This window comes from Geodermatophilus obscurus DSM 43160, assembly GCF_000025345.1.
GTDB classification, from domain to species: Bacteria; Actinomycetota; Actinomycetes; order Mycobacteriales; family Geodermatophilaceae; genus Geodermatophilus; species Geodermatophilus obscurus.
In genome coordinates this window covers 2,590,458-2,609,229 of the sequence record NC_013757.1, presented here as the reverse complement: position 1 = coordinate 2,609,229, position 18,772 = coordinate 2,590,458, and the positions used below count along the sequence as shown (strand labels likewise).

Sequence of the window (18,772 nt, the reverse complement as noted above, 5' to 3'; positions counted from 1 at the left end):
CCGCATCACGGCGCTCCCGGACCGCTGCGGTGATGCCGCGCGGACAAGCTCCCCTCCGTCGGGGCGCCGGCGACGGCAGGGGGCGTCCCGGCAGCCAGTGACGGAGGTCGGCGATGGTCCACACCCGACGCGACGTGACCGACCTGACGCTGGCGATCGCTCCGGGTGGCGTCCGCGGCCTGGCGTCGGCATCGGGCGCCGGGGCCGTGGTCTGGCGTCGGCGCGCACTGCTGTGCGGCCCGGTGATGGCCGCGATGGTCGTCGGCCGCGATCCGGGGCTCATGGTCGGCGCCTCCGTCGCCGCCTGGTGGGAGGCGGCGTACCCGCGCGCGTGGCGGGACCCGTCCCCGTGCTGCTCCTCGCCGCCGTCGGCGTCTGGTTGCTCCCCGGCGTCGTCGCCCGTGGCTGATCCCGACACCGGCGTCGGACCATCCGGCGACGCCGACCGTCCCCCGTCCGTGCCGCGCACCGACCGCGCGGCCCCGTCCCCTTCCAGGCGGATGCCGTGACCGCTTCCTCGCCCCGCTCGCTGGCCGGCGGCGCCGCCGCCTACTCCGTCGACGTCGGCCGCGTGCCGGACCCCCAGGGGCCGCCGCCACCGCTGCCGGACGGGCTCCCGTTCCTGGCGCGTGACCACCGCGCCGGTCTAGGCGACACGAGCGCCGGTGGACCGGTCACGCCGACCCGCACGCTGCGGGGTGGCTGCTACTACGTGCGCTACACGCCCCTCCAGACCTCACCGACCCGCCCCGGCGCGGTCTACTACCTGGGAACGCTCCGGGTGCAGCGCGTGGGCACGACCCTCACCACCAGCGGCGACCTGTACCTCCGCCACGTGGCCAGCGGCTTCCCGGCGGCAGCCGCAGGTGAGCCGGACCCGGCCGAGGGCATCCCGGTCTTCCCCCGCGCCGACTACCGGTGCTACGTGCGCGCGACCAGGGTGTCCGACTCCCCCGGCGCACGGGAGAGCTTCACCCTGACGTTCGAGCTGTTCCGGTTCAACGCGGCGATCACCGCGTGGACCAACGAGGGCGTCTCGACGGTCCAGCTGTCGTGGACGACCGCGCCACCGGGCTACCCGTCCGGCGCCGACTACCTGACCGGCGACGTCGAGAACGCGGCGGGCGCGGTGACCGGGACGCTCTCGCTCGGGTGGGTCTCCCCCTTCCTGCGCCGCTCCACCCTGGAGGTCGACCGGGTCCCGGGAGGTGTGGCGCCGAGGACCAACGGCTCGGACGGTTACGGCTGGCGGCAGGTGTTCGAGCCGGTGGGCTGGGACCTGACCGTCGTGGAGAGCGACGACACGGTCGCCGAGCCCAGCGGCGGGTCGTGGGGCGACGCCGAGATGCACGCGGCCATGCTCGAGTACCGCGACCGACGAGAGGCCCTGCTCGACGTCGAGTGGCGCTACCACCTGCTGTGCGTGCGGCGCCTCGACGAGACCGAGCGGGGCATCATGTACGACAGCTCCGCCGTCGACCTGAACGGCACGGCTCGAGAAGGTGGCGGGATCGCCTGCGACTGGGTGTACGAGCAGGACGAGCCCAGCTGGGGGACCCTCAGGGGGACGCGGTTCGGCGACGACCTGCCCACCTACTTCCGGACCGCCGTCCACGAACTCGGCCACGCCATGGGGCTGTACCACAACGCGTCGGACAACGGCTTCATGAACACGACGGACGTGATCGCCCGACGGGCGCACGCCGGGCGCCCGTTCCCGTCGAACATCCGCTGGGCGTTCCACCCGGACGACGAGAAGCGGCTCCGTCACATGCCGGACGTGTGGGTGCGACCCGGTGGCATCCAGTTCGGCGAGGACTACTCGGTGGCCCCGATCGCTGCCGACGACCTGGTCGAGCGGCCCCCGGGGTTGCGGCTCGAGGTGTGTCCCGTCGAGGAGCTGCTGCCCCTCGGCGCACCGGCGCGCGTCGAGTTCGCGCTGGTCAACGAGTCGGCGGCGCCGGTGCTCGTGCCTGCGTCACTCGGCCTGCGGGGAGGCACCGTGCGGGGGAAGGTGATCGGCCCGGCGGGGACGGTACGGACGTTCCTCCCGCTCGTCCCGTGCGTCGAGAGCCAGCCCCTGCGCGTGCTGGAGCCGGGCGAGCGGGTGTCCTCCGCGGCGACCGTCACGCACGGACCGCAGGGCGCGCTCCTCCCCAGCCCCGGCCTGCACCGCATCGTCGTGGAGGTCCGCTGGGACGAGGGCGGCACGCCGCGTGCGCTCAGCGGCTCGGCCACCCTCCTCGTGACGGCGCCGGCCTCGGCCGAACAGGAGCGGGCCGCGTACGGGATCCTGTCGACCCCCGACACGCTGCTGGCCATCGCCGCGACCGCCGACGTCGGGAACGGCTTCGCGGCGATCGAGCAGGCCGCGTCGGACCCGATGCTGGGCCCCCACTACGCCTGGCTCGACGCGAAGCGCACGCTGCGGAGCGGGGCGACGACCGATGAGCCGTACCGCCGGGCGCTCGAGCGGCTCGTCGACGGCGACGTCGTCGTGACCTCCGCCGAGCGACGCCGGGCCGTCGAGGCGCTCGACCGCGTCGAGGCCACGTGGTCGCTGCAGGAGGAGGCCATCCGGCACGAGGAGGTGACCGGGACGGACGACGCGCCGGACACCGGATCGCTGCGGAAGCTCGCCGCGGCCGCTCGTCGGCAGATGGACGAGAGGGGGACGGCCACGGTGAACGGCGCTGGATGGCACAGACTCCCCTCGTGAGCGGCACCGGCGTCACGCTCGGCGAGCTGGTCGGGCGGTGGAGCAAGGTCGACGACGACGGGTCGACGACTCCCTTCCCGCAGGAGATCGAGTTCTTCCCGGATCGCACCTACCGCGCAACCGGCGACGGGCTGCGCCGGCCGGTCTGGGACGAGGCGTCGTTCGACGTCCTGCACGACGGGTCGGTGCGCATCCGGACGGCGGACGACCGCAGGTCGACGTACTCGGCGGACCTGAAGGGCGAGCTGCTCACCCTCTCCGCCGCCGACGACCGCGTGACCTATCGACGGGTGCCGTCCCGGCCTGCCGACCGGTGAGCTGCAGGCGCGTGCTGCGCCACGGTCACCCGCGAGGTGGGCCGCGACGCCCGGATCGCGCTCGGCGACCCCTCCTGCCCGACCGGTCGTCCGAGCCACGACGGCGACGTCCATCCGCAGGACATCCGGAGGGCTGTCGGGGCCGCCGGCGCGGTCGGGGTTGACGCCAGGACGTCGTCCCCGGTGCGCACCGCGGTGTCGGCGACGTCCTCCCCCTCGACGGCGAGGGGGGCCGGGATGCCGGCTCCGATGAGACCGGTGATGTCCCGGTGACGCCGGAGCGGCAACCTGGGTCCTGACGTCGGTCGGACCCGCCAGGGGGTGCCGTGCACAGCTGCTCCCCGTCGCGGGGCTCCCACGCTCCGGTGTCCGTCGTCCCCGTCGCGACCGCCGGGGCGACCCCGAGGACGGGCCGCGGTCGCGGGGAGGTCGCCGCCCCGCACGTCGTCACACCTGCCGCTGGAGGCTCCTGTGGTGTTCCGACACGCTCCTGCCGTCCGGGGCGACGTCCTCGACGAGCGGGCGCTGCAGCGCATGGACAACCGGGAACTGGACCTGCTCTTCCGGTCCAGTTCCGCGGGGGACGTCCCGCACGGACGCCTGCCCGGCACGGGGCTGCTGTTCCCGGGAACCCCTGCCTGCGGTCCACTGGCCTGGCTCGTCCACCTGGTGGTCTGGGCGGGCAAGGAGACAGAGCCCTCGGGCCGGTCGCTGCAGAACCTCATCGGACCGCTGCGCACGCGGACGATCCGTGCCCTGTTGTCCCACGACCGCAGCTGGGTCGACGACGAGGAGTGCGTCCTCATCGACTACTCGAGGACGTCCATCGTGGCGCGGATGGTCCGCGACGAGGTCCGACCCGTGGCCCCCGGCCTGTACCTCGGCGTCATCTGGCTGTGGAAGCGCCGAGTCGGGTGGTTCACCCTGCGTCAGCAGTAGCCGTGTCGGCACCAGCTGTGGCCGGCGACGGGCCGGCGACGACTCCCGCGCCTCGCCGACCGACCGCCACACGTCCGCCCCGACCTCCCCGTGCGCGGGCCGTGTCGTGAACCCCGGGGGCTCGTCCACATACCGCCTCGAGGAGGCCTCGATGACCAGGACGTCCACGACCGAGCCGCCGAGGAGCAGGGTCGCCGGCAACGGAGCACCCCGGACGACGGCGCAGCCCGGCGCCGCCACGCCCGCGGGCGGCTACCGGCCGGGCCTGCCGTGGCGGGTCTACCGCGCGGCGGCCCAGGCGCTGGACCGGGTCGTCGGCTGGGACCGGCTGCCCGTGCCCCTGGGGCTGGCGGTGATCGCCGGCCTCCGTGATGCGCTGCGCCGGCACAACCTGCACGACACCGGCACGCTGCCGACCACGCAGCCCCCGGCCGTCCCACCGTTCGACCCGCAGGTCCTGACCTCGCGGACGGTGGACGGCAGCTACAACGACCTCGCGGTCCCGTCCGCGGGGATGGCCGGCTCACGGTTCGGGCGCAACGTCCCTCTCGTCGCGGCCGGCCGGCCGGCGCCGGCCGAGGTCGTCGAGCCCAGCCCCCGCGAGGTCAGCCGGCAGCTGATGACCCGGGACGAGCTCATCCCCGCGAGGTCGGTCAACGCGCTCGTCGCCCCGTGGCTGCAGTGGATGATCCGTGACTGGTTCAGCCACGGGAAGAGCCCCACCGAGGACCCGTGGCGGGTCGAGCTGGCCGACGACGACCCGTGGCCCGAGCGCCCCATGCTGATCATGCGCACCCCCGAGGACCCGACCCGCCCGGACACCTCGTCACCGCGGACGTCGGTCAACACCTGCACCCACTGGTGGGACGCCTCGCAGATCTACGGTGTCACCGCCGAGCAGCAGCGCGAGGCCCGGACGTTCGAGGGCGGCAAGCTGCGCGTCGAGGCCGACGGGATGCTGCCGACGCCCAGGAGCAACCACCCCGTTCTCGAGGAACCGGGGTTCTGGCTCGGCCTCGTGCCGCTGCAGACGCTCTTCACCCGCGAGCACAACGCCGTCTGCGACATGCTGACCGACGAGTTCCCCGCGTGGGGCGACGAGCAGCTCTTCCAGCGCGCCCGGCTCGTGGTCGCCGCGCTGACCGCCAAGATCCACACCGTCGAGTGGACCCCGGCCGTCATCAGCCACCCCACCACGGCCGCCGCGCTGCGGGCGAACTGGTGGGGCCTGGCCGGGGAGCGCCTCAGCACCGTCTTCGGCCGGCTCAGCGACAGCGAGCTGGTCAGCGGCATCCCGGGGTCGCCGACGCGGGACTACGGCGTCCCCTATTCCCTGACCGAGGAGTTCACCGCCGTCTACCGCATGCACCCGCTCATGCCGGACCTGTTCGACCTGCGCTCGCACGAGGACGACCGGCGGTACCGGGCGGAGCCCTACAGCCTGCGCGAGCTGGCCGGCCCGGGGTCCCTCGCTCTGCTGGACACCGTGCCGGTGGCCGACCTCCTGTACTCCTTCGGCACCGAGCACCCCGGGCTGGTGACCCTGCACAACTTCCCGAGGACCCTGCAGGAGTTCGTCCGGCCGGACGGGAAGGTCATGGACCTCGCCGCCGTCGACATCCTGCGCCACCGCGAGCTCGGCGTCCCCCGCTACTGCGAGTTCCGGCGGCTGCTGCGGCTGCGGGCGCCCGCCGGCTTCGAGGAGCTGACCGGCGATCCCGACCTGGCGCGCCACATGTCGCAGCTCTACGGCGGGGACGTCGAGAAGGTCGACCTCATGGTCGGGCTGTTCGCCGAGCGCCTGCCCGAGGGGTTCGCGTTCAGCGACACCGCGTTCCGGATCTTCATCCTCATGGCGTCGCGCCGGCTCAACAGCGACCGGTTCCTGGCCGGGGACTTCACCCCGGCGGTCTACACGGTGCCCGGCATGCGCTGGCTGGCGGACAACACCATGGCCTCGTTGATCCTGCGGCACCACCCGCAGCTGCGACCGGCGATGCGGTCGGTGACCAACGCCTTCCTGCCGTGGCAGCGTCCCGGCGTCCGGCCGGGAGGGCACGACCATGGTGGCGACCGGGGTGGACGACCGGCTGCGTGAGATCCGGGAGCGGTGGGACGCCAGCGAGTCGACGGACCCCGGCGCCGAGCGGCGTCAGCCTGCCGAGCCCCGGCGTTGCGGGAGCCGGGAGCCGGGCTGAGTGCTCGGCGCGGGGTCGGCGGCGAGCGCTCCGTCACTCGCGCCCACCGGACCACCGGGTCGCCGCAACCACAGGGGGATGGGCCGCAGCCCCGCTGGAGGTCGGGGCGGCCGGGCCCGGAGCACCACCCGGGACAGCCCCTGCGAGCGGTCGCTCACCGGGGCGCGAGGTCCTGGTCGGCGGTCCGTGGCGTCGGCGTCACCAGGTCCCCGGACACCGTCGACAGCACACGGTCGACGTAGTCCCGCACCGCGGCCTGCATTCCGACGTCTCGGCCGGCCGCCTCGGACAGGAACCACCGGTGCTCGAGGATCTCGTGGAAGACCTCGGCGGCGTCGAGCCGGCTGCGCAGGTGCGCGGGGATGGCGGCGATGGTCGGCAGGTACAGCTCGGTCAGCCAGCGGATGGCGGCCGCGGTCTCCGAGACCGGGCCCTCCTCCACCTGTTCGAGCCCGGCCCGGTAGCTCGCGATGTCGGCGAGGAGGCGGCGGGCCTGCTTCTCCCGCACGTCCAGCCCGGTCCGGGTGAACAGCGCCCGCCGGCAGGTTCCGGGCTCTGCGACGCGGGTGGCCAGGCGCAGCCGGCTGCCGCCGGTCGGGTCGTCGACCAGCTCCATCTCGCCGACGTCGAACCCCAGGTCCTGGAGCCTGCGGATGCGCTCGGCGACGCGGAACTGCTGCTCGTCGCGTGGCATCACCTTCTCGCTGGTCAACTCCGCCCACAGCTGCTCGTAACGCGCCACCAGGTCGGCCGCCGCGAGAGCCGGGTCGAGGTCCTCGGCCAGGGCGCCGCTCGTCCGCAGGTCCGTCAGTTCGCCGACGACCCGCGCATAGGCGACATCCGTGTCGTGGTCTCGCTGGCGTTGGGTGAGTCGCTCGTGCACCTCCCCCGTCTCGGCATCCACGAGGTAGGCGGCCAGCGTCCCGGCGTCGAACCGGAACAGGGTGTTGGCCAGCGAACAGTCGCCCCACACGATGCCTGCGAGGTGGAGGCGGACCAACAGCTCGACCTGGGCGTTCATCACCCGGTCGATCAGCTGCACGCCCCGTGGGTTGGCGAACAGGGCGAGGAAGGACGACGAGTAGTCCAGGAAACGGGTGACGAGCACCGCCTCCTGGTCGCCGGGACGGTCGACGACGACGCCGATGACCTCGACCGCCGGGATGCCCAGCTCCTGCAGTCGGCGCAGCACCTCGTACTCCCGACGGGCGGGCTGCTCGGGCAGCTCCTTGACCGCGAACACCCGTCCGGCCTCGGCCACGAACCGGACGACGTGGCGGGAGCGACCGTGCTGCGGGATCTCGACGATCCGGTCGTCGGTCCACTGCGAGAGCGGGGTGTCCCAGGGCAGGGTCACCAGATCGGCCGCCGCCTCGGCAGGAGGGCTGAACACGAAGCGCATCCCGGACCTCCGGTCCTCGGACTCGGTTCTCCCGCGAGGCTAGCGCGCGGCAGCCCACCTCCCCCTCCGCGAGTGGATCGCTCGAGGCCGACGGCCAGGCGTGACCGACCGGAGCCGGATGCCCGGCCCCTGCGCCGGCGGCAGGCTCGTCACGTGAGCTGCTGGTCCGGTCAGGTCAGCAGCGCCGCGAGCGAGGCGTCGGAGGCGGCGAGCGCCGCGCGGTCGTAGGTGGCGCCCGTGGCGAGCAGTTCGTCGGCACCGGTGCGGTCGGCGAGCTGCTCGAGGCGGCGGCGGACCGTCTCCGGGCTGCCGGTGGTGACGGCGTCGAGGGCCTGCTCGACCCGGCCGGCGACCCGGTCGTCCCAGCGCTGGTCGCGGATGGCCGCCACCGGCTCGAGGACGTCGAAGACGCCGGTGCGCCGCGAGCGGACCATCGCCCACACCTCGGGGAGCGCCAGCTCGCGGGCCTCCGCATCGGTGTCGGCGACGAGCACGTCGAGCGAGACCGTGACGTGCGGACGACCATCCCGATGTGCACGGAAGTCGCGGCGGTAGGCCGCGAGCAGGTCCCCCAGGTCGGGCTGGTCGAGCACCGGGCCACCCAGCACGACCGGGAGCCCGATGCGGGCGGCGACCTCGATCCCGCGGCCGGTGGCGAGCACGAAGAGCGGGACCGGTGCCTCGGGAACCGGGTGCGCGGTGACCGGTGCGGTCCGCTCGAGGTAGCTGCGGAGCTCGACGACGTCGTCGGCGAAGGTGTCCGGCTCGTCGACGGAGCGGCGGAGAGCGCGGCGTACGGGCGGGGTGAAGCCGAGCGAGCGGCCCAGGCCGAGGTCGATCCGGCCCGGGTACAGCCCGGCGAGCATCAGGAACTGCTCGGCCACGACGATGGGCTGGTGGTGCGGCAGCATCACCCCGCCCGACCCGAGCCGGATCCTCGCCGTGTGCGCACCGACCGCTGCCAGCAGCACCGCCGGTGCTCCCGACGCGACACCGGGCACGCCGTGGTGCTCGGCCACCCAGAACCGGTGGTAACCGAGCCGCTCCGCCGCGACCGCCCGCTCCACGGTGTGCGTCAGCGCAGCCCCCTCGGGGTGGCCGGCGCGGGTCCGGGAGCGGTCGAGCAGCGAGAGCCTCACAGCAGGAGCCAACCCGGCCACACCCCGTTCGGCTTCCGGCTGGAGTGCAGCGGCGAGAGCTCCGCCCGCAACCGACGCCTCCGGAGCCACTCCGCCCGGGTCGTCGTCCCCAGGGAGTCCCGTCGGCAGGCGTGGCCGCCCGTGCAGCGGACCGGGCGGACCGGGCGGACCGCGCCGGAGCCACGCCGCAGCAGTCGCGGAGCAGCGTGCGCACGCGTCCCCCACCGGTCCTGGGGGCGGACGGTGGTGCGACGGGCCGTCGGCGTAGGTCGATGCCAGCCGGGACCGGGGACGGGTCGGCGAGTCGCCGAAGTCCGACCCCGAGGGCGGTCACCGGGGCACCGTGGCCACGGGCCCGCCGACGCGTCGAAACCGGGCGAACGGCGTACCGCTGCATCGACACCCGTGCCGCGGACCCCTCCGCGGCGCTGGCCACGACCTACGCCGGGCGACGCCGCCGGGGGTCGGCCCGGGCCGCTCCCGAGCAGGCCTCCTCGGCACCTGCCGTGCCGGTCACCGGTCCTGCACTGCCGCCGCCGCGTCGACGATCCCCTCGCCGTACAGGCCGTTCTCGTCGGTCGTGCCCTCGCACACGGCGTTGAAGTCAGGGGTCCGGCCCTCGTCGGTGTAGACCTCGACCCCACCCGCGGGGCAGGCGTGGTCTTCCGCGGAGGCGGCGAGGACGTCGGCCACCACTGCAGGGTCGAGGGCGCGTCCGTCGCGACCGGAGCGGCCCTGGTCCTCGATGATCAAGGCGGCCACACCGGCGACGTGGGGCGACGCGATCGACGTGCCCTGCAGGTAGGTGTAGAAGCCGCACACGCCGTTCTCGTCGCAGTACTCGACGGAGAGCTCGTCGACCGGGTCGCCGTTCGGGTCGGCCAGGCCTTGCTCGATCGCCACGTCCAGCGGGTACGACGACAGGACCAGGTTCCCCGGCGTCTGGAAGGCCGGCGTGCCGACGAGGTCGCGGAGCCAGCCACCCGGGGCGGCGATCTCGACGTCACCCAGCCCGTAGTTGGAGTAGTCCGCCTTGGTCCTCGACGGGCCCACTGCCGACACCGAGACGACCTCCGGTGCCTCGCTCGGCACGTTCAGGCAGGTGTTCTCCACCGTTCGCGGCCGCGCGGCGTCGGGCGGGAAGTCAGGGCTCGTCTCGTCGTACCGGGTCGGCGCGGCCAGGTCCTGGTGCTCGTTGCCCGCGGCCCCGACGAGCGTGACCCCGCGACCATGGGCATAGGTCACCGCGCCCAGCACCAGCTCGCGGATGAGCCGCTGCTGGGCGAGCTCCTCGTCGGTCACGTCGCCCTCGATGTACTCGTCCCGCGACGCGCAGTTGTACAGCCACGGATCGGTGAAGAAGCTCATGTTGACGACGTCGAGGCGGATGTCGCCGGCGTACACCAGCGCCTTGACCGTCTCGTACAGGAAGAAGTAGCCGGAGTCGTTCCCGGCCCGCACGTTGACGAGTGTTGCGTCCGGGGCCACGCCTCCGACACCGAAGTCGTTGTCGTCGGCCGCGACGATGCCGGCCACGTGCGTTCCGTGCCCGTTGTCGTCCACGTCGGCCGGGTCGACACAGCTCTCGAACTCGCAGGGACCGTCGACCTCGGGGATGTCGGTCGTGAAGTTCCGCGACCGCTGGGGGTCGAAGTTCGGGGCGAGGTCGGGGTGCGTGGCGTCGACACCGGTGTCGATGATCCCGACGTCGACTCCCTTGCCGGTCGCCTCGCGGTGGGCAGCGTCGGCCGTCGCCCCGATCATCTGCATGTTCCACTGCCGGTCCGCCAGCGGCTCGGCGTCGGGCCCCCCGTGCAATGGCCGGTCGGCGGAGCCGGACCCGCCCGCTCGATCCGCCACCGGTCGCTCCTCGGCGAAGCGGTGAGGCATGCCCGGCCGTGCGGTGCCGACGGAGTGGTTCCGTGCGGCCCCGCGGATCCCCCCACGTGCGCGCACGTCGTCGAGGAAGGCCCCGTCGGTGGAGGTGACCAGCGCGACACCGACCTGCTCGGTCAGGTCCGTGACGGTGCCGCCTGCGGCCGCGATCGCGGCAGCCGCGGTTTCGGGGGCGCCGTCGAAGGCGACGATGTACTCGTCGGCGGCGGACGCCGGCGATTGGGGGGCGGCAGCGTCTCCCGGAGCCCCGGTCGCGGTCGTCGACGTCCCGAGCACCATCGCGAACGAGACCGAGAGGACTCCGACCGCCTTGCCGGCACCGCGCTTTCCAGACCGTGACCACATCTCGCGCCGCCTCCCGGGCAAGCCGTGGGCCGTACCGACGGCCTGGCACTGGCCGGAGCGGCTTGTATGTCAGTAAAGCGAGTGGCCCCTCACCCGTCGAGGGGCGCCGACGGAGAACCGAGAGATGTGGCCGCCGACCAGGATCGCGCTGTGGTCACTCGGAGGAGGACGGCCTCCCCGATCCCCTCGGTCGACGTCTGGGTGCCGCCAGGCAGGCCGATCGCGTAGGCGCGGGTCGTGCACGCCGGGGCCGGGCGGCGTCCCGCCGCCGGATGGCCGCACTGCCGAACACACGCACAACCGCCCCGCCGACCCGGACGACGGTCGCAACCCGTTCACAGCCCCTGGCGCGGGCGCCGCGCGATCGGCGCCGTCGACCCTGGCACCGGGGAGCCGTGTCCCCGAGGATGAGGGCACGCCGGCCGGGCAGGACCCGGCCGCCGAGGGGGGCGAGGGCGATGGACGAACCGGTGCGCAGTGCGGTCCGCTGGGCCGCCACCCACGGAGCGATGCGGGTGGCGATCCGGGCACGAGCCCGCGCGGGCAACCCGGACGCCCAGGTGATGACCGACCCGGCCCTCCGCGCGGACCCGTACGCGCACTACGAACGGCTGCGGACGGCGGCCCCCCTCGCCGACGGGGCCCTGGGCCGCGTCAGCGTCCACCACGACGTGTGCACCGACGTCCTGCGCAGCGAGGACTTCGGGCAGATCGGTGCGTACCGGACCGACCGGCTCCCGCCGGTGTTGCGGCTGGCGCTGCGGCTGGCCGGGCCCCGGCCGAGCGTGAGCCCCATCGACCCGCCGTCGATGGTCGCCGTCGACCCGCCCGAGCACACCCGCTACCGCCGGCTGGTCAGCCGGGCGTTCAGCGCCCGGGCCGTCGCCGGGCTGCGCGAGCGCACCCGTCAGATCGCCGACGAGCTCCTCGACGAGCTGGAGGGCGAGGCCGCAGCGCAGGACGGGCAGGTGGACCTCGCCGCCCGCTACGCCAGCCTGCTGCCGGTCACGGTCATCTCGGAGATGCTCGGCGTCCCGGTGGCGATGCGCGAGCAGTTCCTCGCCTGGGGCGACCGCGCCGCGCCGGTCCTGGACATGGGCCTGGACTGGTCGACCCACCGCGACGTCGAGCGCAGCCTCGGCGAGCTCGACTCCTGGTGGCGCGGGCACCTGCAGCAGCTGCGCCGGGACCCGGGCGCGGACCTGCTGTCCGCCCTGGTCACCACGGTCGACGACGACGGTGGCGGCCTCACCGAGACCGAGCTGCGGGCCACGGCCGCGCTGGTCGTCGGCGCCGGGTTCGAGACCACCGTCAACCTCATCGGCAACGGGGCCGCCCTGCTGTTCGCCCATCCCGACCAGCGCCGGCTGCTCGCCGAGGACCCGTCGCTGTGGCCGAACGCGGTCGACGAGGTCCTCCGCGTCGACCCCCCGGTGCAGCGGACCGGACGCCGGGCCAGGCGGTCCACCACCGTCCACGGGGTCCCCGTCGCCGAGGGCGAGTGGCTGATCCTCCTGCTCGCCGCGGCAGACCGGGACCCGCGGGTGTTCTCCGATCCGCACGTCTTCGACGTGACGCGCCCCAACGCGCGCGACCACCTCGCCTTCGGCAGCGGCATCCACTTCTGCCTCGGCGCCGCGCTCGCGCGGATGGAGGGCGAGGTCGCGCTGCAGGCGCTGTTCGAGCGGTTCCCCGGCCTCGGCCCCGCGGGTCCCGGACGTCGCCGCGGCACGGTCATCCTGCGCGGTCACGAGTCCCTGCCCGTGGTCCTCGGGTCCAGCACCTCGCACACCCGGTCCGCGTCAGGCATGAGCCGGCCCGGCCAGGAGCCGATCGGGACGAGTCCCGCCTGACCCCGGTGGCGGGGCCACGGCCGTCGTCCTCCTGACGGGAGCCGGCGCAGGTGCAGCGCGAGACGGGGCAGGCCGTGGAGCACCGGACAGCGGAGTTTGCGGCCCGTCCCGGCCGCAGGTGAGATGGGCCATGGCGTTGGCTCGGGACGACGGGCACGCTCCGCAGGCAGCGGAGCGAGGACACGGTCTCCAGGCGAGCGACGCGGACTCGCCCCGCAGGATCACCGCCGCGGGCTGGCGCCGCATCCTCCGGCGCGTCGCGGGGCACGTGCTGAGCGACCGCCTCATGGTGCAGGCCGCGGGCGTGGCCTTCTTCGCCGTCCTGTCGATCGCCCCGGTGCTGGTGACGGCGATCTCGGTCTACGGCGCCGTCAACACGCCGGAGCAGGCGGTCCAGCAGCTGTCGGGCGTGGCGGGGATGCTGCCCGCCGACCTCCAGTCGGTGGTGGCCGACCAGCTCACGACGATCACGGCCGCCTCCACCCAGGTGCTCACCTGGCGCGGCCTCACCGGCCTCGTGGTGGCGCTGTGGACGGCGACGACCGCCATGACCTACCTCATCGACGGCTTGACCCTCGCCTACCACGAGACCGAGACGCGGGGGTTCCTGCGTCGCAGCGGACTCGCGCTCGTGTTCGTGCTGGGCGGTGCGCTCCTCCTCGGCGCCGTGATCGCCGCGGCCGGCGCAGCCTCCCGGGCGCTGGCCGAGGTCCCTGGACCGGTCCGCACCGTCCTGCCCGTGGTGTCCTGGGCGGCACTCGCCGCCCTCGTGACCGTGGTGCTCGCCGTCCTGTACCGGTACGCACCCGACAGGAGGGAGGCCCGCTGGCGGTGGATCACCGGAGGCTCGGCCATCGCGACGCTGCTCTGGCTGGCCACCACGGCGGGACTCTTCGCCTACGTCGAGCGCCTCGGCAGCTACCAGTCGACGTACGGGTCCCTCGCCGGCGTGGCGATCAGCATGTTCTGGCTGTGGACGACGGTCTTCCTGGTCATCGTGGGCGCGGCTGTGAACGCCGAGACCGAACGTCAGACCGCCCGTGACTCGACGGTCGGGCCCGAGCAGCCGCTGGGTGAGCGGGGAGCGGTCGTGGCGGACAGCGCGCCACCCCTCCCGGGTGAGGGATGACGCACCGGCCACCGTCTGCACAGCCCGTGGTCGGCGGACCCGTCCAGCAGCACCCGGGTCCGATCGCGAGAACCTGAGTCGTGTCCTGGACCGGGAGATGACGGACCTGCGGCTCCGGCGCGGCCGGACGGCCCACCGTGCTGGCTGAGCTGATCCGGGCCCGCTCGACCGCCGCCCTCGACAGCGACGGCGAGCGCCTGCTGCTGCGCACCGATGCGACGGGTGTGGACCAGCTCGCCGAGTGGCACGCGGGGGTGCACCGCCACCTCCCGGCCGTGGACGACCGGGTGATCACGGCGCGCTACCGGCCCGGGCACCGGCAGGCGGTCGTCGAGGCCGACACCGACGGCGACGAGCGCAGCCGGCTGTGGCTGCTGGACCTCGACGCTCCGGCCGGTCGCGACCGGTCGACGCCCCGCGCCCTCACCGCCCGCTCCGGCGCCGTGGACCGCCTGGCCGGGGTCAGCCCGGACGGCGGCACCGTGGCGGTGCTGTCCAACCGCCGGGACCCCGTCGCCTTCGACGTCTGGCTGCTCGACCTCGACAGCGGCGCGCAGCGACTCCTGCACCGGAGCGGGAGCTGGTGCCAGCCGGCCCCCGGCTTCTCCGCGGACGGCCACTGGTTGTCGATCCTGCGCCCCGGACCGCGGCCGATGGACAACGACCTGGTGCTCCTCGACGTCGCGACCGGCGAGCAGCGCGTGGTGCTCCCCCACGCCGATGAGGCAGCCGTGGTCGGCGCTCCGGCCTGGGTGGACGCGACGACCCTGGTCGTGAGCAGCAACGTGGGGCGGGACCACTCCGCCCTCGTCCGCGTCGACCTCGCCACCGACGAGGCCGCCGTCGTGTACGCACGGGACCGGGACGTCGCCGGCTGGACCAGCCCGGACGGCACGAGACTGCTGGCGGTGGGCAACGTCGACGGGGCGAGCGTCGGCGAACTGCTCGACGCCCGCACCCTCGCCCCTCTCGGCCGGCTGCGGCTCCCCGACCCCGATGCCGTCGTGGCCTGGAGCCACCTGCTGCCCGACCCACTCGTCGGGAACGACGGCAGCGTCGTCGTCACCTGCACCTCGCCGGTGATGCCACCCGGGGTCTGGCGGCTGGACCCCGGCGCGCCGCCGCACCGGCTCACCGGGGCTCGGCTCGACGTCGAGCCGAGGCTGCTGCGGCGCCCCGAGCGCCACGCGGTGACGAGTGCTGACGGCGTGACCGTGCCGTTGCAGCTGTACCGGCCCGACAGCACCGCCGGGGCGGCGCCGCCGGTGGTCGTCCTGCTGCACGGCGGACCCGAGGGGCAGTCGCAGCCCGTCTTCTCCCCCGTCGTCCAGGCGCTCGTGGCGCGTGGCTACGCGGTCGCGGTCCCCAACGTCCGGGGGTCCACCGGCTACGGCAAGCGCTACTACGGCCTCGACGACACCACCCGCCGCCTGGACACGCTCCTCGACCTCGCCGCCGTCCACTCCTGGCTGCCCGGCGCCGGACTGGACGGGGCTCGCGCGGCGCTGTGGGGTACCTCCTACGGCGGTTACCTGGTGCTCGCCGGTTGTGCCTTCCAGCCCGAGCTGTGGGGCGCCGGCGTCGACATCGTGGGGATCAGTGACCTCGTCACCTTCCTCGAGCGGACGGCCGGCTACCGGCGGGCCCACCGCGAGCGGGAGTACGGCGCCCTCGCCACCGACCGCGAGTTCCTCGCCGCTGCCTCGCCGCTGCGCCGGGCCGACGCGATCCGCGCACCGCTCTTCGTCGTCCACGGCGCCCAGGACCCACGGGTCCCGCTGGGTGAGGCCGAGCAACTGGTGACCGCGGTGCGGAGCCGCGGCGTCCCCTGCGAGCTGCTGGTCTACGACGACGAAGGCCACGGCCTCGCCAGGCTCGCCAATCGACTGGACGCCCATCCCCGCGCGATGGCCTTCCTCGACCGGGTCCTGCGACCCGGAGGGCGCCGGGAGGACGGTTGAGCGAGCCACGGAGCGCCCCCGATGAGGGCTCGCCCGCGCAGACACCGGGACCACCACCGCCGCAGCCGACCAGGACGCACGGGATGCGCACCGCACTGCGGTCGGCGACCGCGGGACCTCCCTGCCCCGGGACCCCGGCGCACCGCGCTCGGCGAGCCCGACCCCTTGTCGTCAGGGCCGGCGTCGGCCATCCTCGCGGTCGCGCGGGCAGACGAGAGGGGCCGACGATGCCGCTCTACCTGACGAGGTTCAGCTACACACCGGAGACCTGGGCCCGGCTGATCGACCACCCGGAGGACCGCCGCGAGGCCGCCCGGTCCTACATCGAGTCGGTGGGCGGCACGTTGCACGGGTTCTGGTACGCGTTCGGGCCGCATGACGGCTTCACGCTCTGGGAGGCTCCCGACAACGTGTCCATGGCCGCAGTGGCCCTGGCCATCGGTGCCGGCGGTGCGCTCAGCCCCCTGGAGACAACGGTGCTGATGACGGTCGAGGAGACGATGGACGCGCTGCGCAGCGCGCGGCAGGTCCGATACCGGCCCCCCGGGGGGTAGCGCTCCGGGTCCGGCCTCCCGCTGGACGAATCTGCGGTCAGCACCTGGGCGCCCCTGCCGGGGATGCACCTGCCGGGTGACCCGGGTCCGACGCCGGCTCGCTACGACGGCTCGCTCCTGAGGACGTCGGCCGCGTCGGGCATCCCCGGTACACCGGCACCACGCCCGTCCGGTGCCCGCTGAGCGGCAGCCGAGGTGGTGGTGATCCAGGCGTCGATCGTCTCCCACCAGTGGTACAGCCAGTCGGTCAGCCGGGTCTCGTCCCGCGGCACGTCGGCGGCCGGGATGAACCACCAGCGCAGGTGCAGGGTCTTGTCCATGGGCAGGCTCCGCCACAGGTCGCGCACGGTGCTCAGGTGTTCCAGGCCGGTGTGCGCGACGAGGACGACGTCGGCGTGCGGGGCCGACTGCAGCGCCGCGACGACCCCGCCCGGACGCGGCGGCAGCAGGTGCCGCATCGCCTCGGCCCGGCGCACCGCGGCCAGCAGGCCCCGGTCGCGCAGTCGCTGGATGGCCCGGGTCCGGCGCTGCGGGGTGAAGTTCGCGCCCTCGGGGAAGATCAGCAGCGCGTCCTCCTCACCCAGGTTCCGGGCCAGGTCGGCGATCGCCTCCTCGGAGCCGTACCCCACGGCCGGATCGGCCGAGACGAAGTGGTTGGGCAGCCGGTTGAGGTAGACGTCGATCAACGGGTCCAGCTGCAGCAGGTCCTTGAGCACGATCCGCGGCTGGCGCAGGTGGTCGCGGTTCATCAGCGTGTGCACGAGCAGGAACGAGTCGCCCGGACCGGCGTGGCGGGAGAGCACCACCATGGCGTTCGTCGAGCCGGGTGTCCCGTCGTCCAGCGGCGACCAGGACTCGCCGTCGGTGACCAGCCGCAGTGCGAACAGCCGCTGCGCCACGCGCATGAGGACGTCGAGCAGCAGCCGCAGGACGGTGTAGTGGGCGGCCCGGGACGCCGGGGTGTCGAAGCGGCGACCGAAGCCGCTGAGCACCCACAGCACCCCCGCGACCACCAGCCCGGTCACCTCCAGAGCGAGGTACACGAGCGCGAGGGCCAGCAGCCGCAGCGCGCGCAGCCGGCCGGGCAGGAAGACCGAGGCGACCACGGCCACGACCACGAGCGCGGGCAGCAGGGCGACCGCGGCCACCAGTGCGGCGACGAGGAGCGGACCGGTGACCCGGCGGACGCGGCGTGGGGGCAGCACCTCAGGCCACCCCGTCCCGGGATGCCCCGCTCCGGGATGCGCCGCTCCGGGCCAGGTACTCGCCGGCCGCGACGTGGGCCTGGTCGATGCGGGCGGGCACGCCGGCGAAGTCGCGGTAGCGCAGGTTGCCGGCTCCGGGCGGAGCAGGGTTCCCCGAGGGCAGCACGTGCACCGTGACACCCGGCGGCAGCGCGGCCAGGTCGGCGGCGAACCGGTGCCGGCGGGCGATCTCGAAGGCGACCAGCGCGACCTCCCACGGCCGGGTCGGCGGGCGCAGCGGGCGGTCGATCCGCCCGACGTGGAGCACGTAGACGGTGTCGGCACCCAGTGCGACCGCCCGGCCGACCGGGATGCTGTGCACCAGGCCGCCGTCCAGGTAGTGCTCGCCGTCGAGCTCCACCGGGGGCAGCAGCCCGGGTACCGCGCAGGAGGCGAGCACCGCCTCGACCAGTGCGCCGTCGGTGAACCAGCGCTCGGCGGCCCGCTCGATGCTGGCTGCGACGCACTGGAACGGGACCCGCAGCTCGGCGAAGGTCTGCACCGGCAGGTGGGCCTCGAGCAGGTCCCGCAGTGGCTCACGCGGGTGCAGGTGGGTGCGGGTCCGCGCCAGGGTGTTCAGGCGGGCCAGCACGGACCCGGCGAAGATCTGCCGGGAGGCCAGCTCCTCCCACACGGCGCGCAACCGGTCCACCGCGCTCGGCGCCGGGTCGGCGGCGACAAGCGCGCCGTTGATCGCGCCCACCGACGTGCCCACGATCAGGTCCGGGCGCACGCCGTGCTCGAACAGCGCCTGCAGCATCCCGACCTCGGCCGCGCCGAGCACTCCGCCGCCACCGAGGACGAACGCCGTGCCGCCCCGGCCGGCAGGCACCTGCGGCGAGGCCATGGCCGCATCGTGCCACCCACGGCGGGAGCGGAGCAGCTCGAGGGGACGCCCAGGGCCGCGGGGCTCGTACCGCCCCCGCAGCGTGCGGGCCGAGGGACCGGGACGGCGCCGGCGTACCGAGTCCAGCGTCACTCATCACGCAGTGTGACCGGGTGCGACCGCTGCGGCAGCACGCCCCGAACCCGCTCCCGCCTCGCCCCGACCCGCGCGTGGACGCCGGGTGAACGTG

General features: G+C 74.3%; 13 protein-coding genes. 8 read left to right on the top strand and 5 right to left on the bottom strand.

Going from position 1 to position 18,772, the window contains the following annotated elements; all coding sequences use genetic code 11:
* Positions 1 to 505 precede the first annotated feature (505 nt).
* The 4 genes from GOBS_RS12250 (at position 506) to GOBS_RS12230 (ending at position 6,073) form a co-directional block, all read left to right on the top strand.
* The gene (locus GOBS_RS12250; protein WP_012948608.1) at positions 506 to 2,719 is read left to right on the top strand and encodes a M10 family metallopeptidase domain-containing protein; all 2,214 of its coding nucleotides are present in this window, start codon (positions 506 to 508) and stop codon (positions 2,717 to 2,719) included.
* Positions 2,716 to 3,036: a hypothetical protein gene (locus GOBS_RS12245; RefSeq protein WP_041241460.1), complete on the top strand. Its 321-nt coding sequence runs from the start codon at positions 2,716 to 2,718 to the stop codon at positions 3,034 to 3,036. Before GOBS_RS12250 ends, GOBS_RS12245 begins: the two co-directional genes overlap by 4 nt.
* 471 nt (positions 3,037 to 3,507) lie before the next feature.
* Complete coding sequence (locus tag GOBS_RS12235; RefSeq protein ID WP_012948606.1) at positions 3,508 to 3,975, top strand: hypothetical protein; 468 nt, start codon at positions 3,508 to 3,510, stop codon at positions 3,973 to 3,975.
* A gap of 151 nt (positions 3,976 to 4,126) precedes the next feature.
* The gene (locus GOBS_RS12230; protein WP_012948605.1) at positions 4,127 to 6,073 is read left to right on the top strand and encodes a peroxidase family protein; all 1,947 of its coding nucleotides are present in this window, start codon (positions 4,127 to 4,129) and stop codon (positions 6,071 to 6,073) included.
* Between the two features lie 254 nt (positions 6,074 to 6,327).
* Here the strand turns inward: GOBS_RS12230 and GOBS_RS12225 are convergent, their stop codons facing one another.
* The 3 genes from GOBS_RS12225 to GOBS_RS12215 all read right to left on the bottom strand — a co-directional run bounded on the left by GOBS_RS12225 (position 6,328) and on the right by GOBS_RS12215 (position 10,955).
* Positions 6,328 to 7,575 (bottom strand): DUF4032 domain-containing protein, encoded by a 1,248-nt coding sequence (locus GOBS_RS12225; protein ID WP_012948604.1) that lies wholly within the window; start codon positions 7,573 to 7,575, stop codon positions 6,328 to 6,330.
* A gap of 170 nt (positions 7,576 to 7,745) precedes the next feature.
* Positions 7,746 to 8,714 (bottom strand): MsnO8 family LLM class oxidoreductase, encoded by a 969-nt coding sequence (locus GOBS_RS12220; RefSeq protein ID WP_012948603.1) that lies wholly within the window; start codon positions 8,712 to 8,714, stop codon positions 7,746 to 7,748.
* 513 nt (positions 8,715 to 9,227) lie between these two features.
* Positions 9,228 to 10,955, bottom strand: a complete 1,728-nt coding sequence (locus tag GOBS_RS12215) for a S8 family peptidase (protein WP_012948602.1) — start codon at positions 10,953 to 10,955, stop codon at positions 9,228 to 9,230.
* 458 nt (positions 10,956 to 11,413) lie between these two features.
* On the opposite strand from GOBS_RS12215, the gene GOBS_RS12210 reads away from it, so the two are divergent.
* From GOBS_RS12210 to GOBS_RS12195, 4 genes are all read left to right on the top strand, one after another.
* Positions 11,414 to 12,808 carry a cytochrome P450 gene (locus tag GOBS_RS12210; protein WP_012948601.1) on the top strand — a complete coding sequence of 465 codons (1,395 nt, stop codon included), beginning with the start codon at positions 11,414 to 11,416 and terminating at the stop codon, positions 12,806 to 12,808.
* A gap of 130 nt (positions 12,809 to 12,938) precedes the next feature.
* Entirely contained in the window at positions 12,939 to 13,937 is a 999-nt protein-coding gene (locus GOBS_RS12205; RefSeq protein WP_012948600.1) for a YihY/virulence factor BrkB family protein, read from the top strand.
* A gap of 137 nt (positions 13,938 to 14,074) precedes the next feature.
* Complete coding sequence (locus GOBS_RS12200; protein ID WP_012948599.1) at positions 14,075 to 15,898, top strand: S9 family peptidase; 1,824 nt, start codon at positions 14,075 to 14,077, stop codon at positions 15,896 to 15,898.
* A gap of 227 nt (positions 15,899 to 16,125) precedes the next feature.
* A complete protein-coding gene (locus GOBS_RS12195; RefSeq protein ID WP_012948598.1) occupies positions 16,126 to 16,452 on the top strand; it encodes a GYD domain-containing protein in 327 nt (108 codons plus the stop codon).
* Between the two features lie 101 nt (positions 16,453 to 16,553).
* Here the strand turns inward: GOBS_RS12195 and GOBS_RS12190 are convergent, their stop codons facing one another.
* Positions 16,554 to 17,657, bottom strand: a complete 1,104-nt coding sequence (locus tag GOBS_RS12190) for a lysophospholipid acyltransferase family protein (protein WP_012948597.1) — start codon at positions 17,655 to 17,657, stop codon at positions 16,554 to 16,556.
* Between the two features lies 1 nt (position 17,658).
* Entirely contained in the window at positions 17,659 to 18,543 is an 885-nt protein-coding gene (locus GOBS_RS12185) for a patatin-like phospholipase family protein (protein ID WP_012948596.1), read from the bottom strand.
* Positions 18,544 to 18,772: the final 229 nt, after the last annotated feature.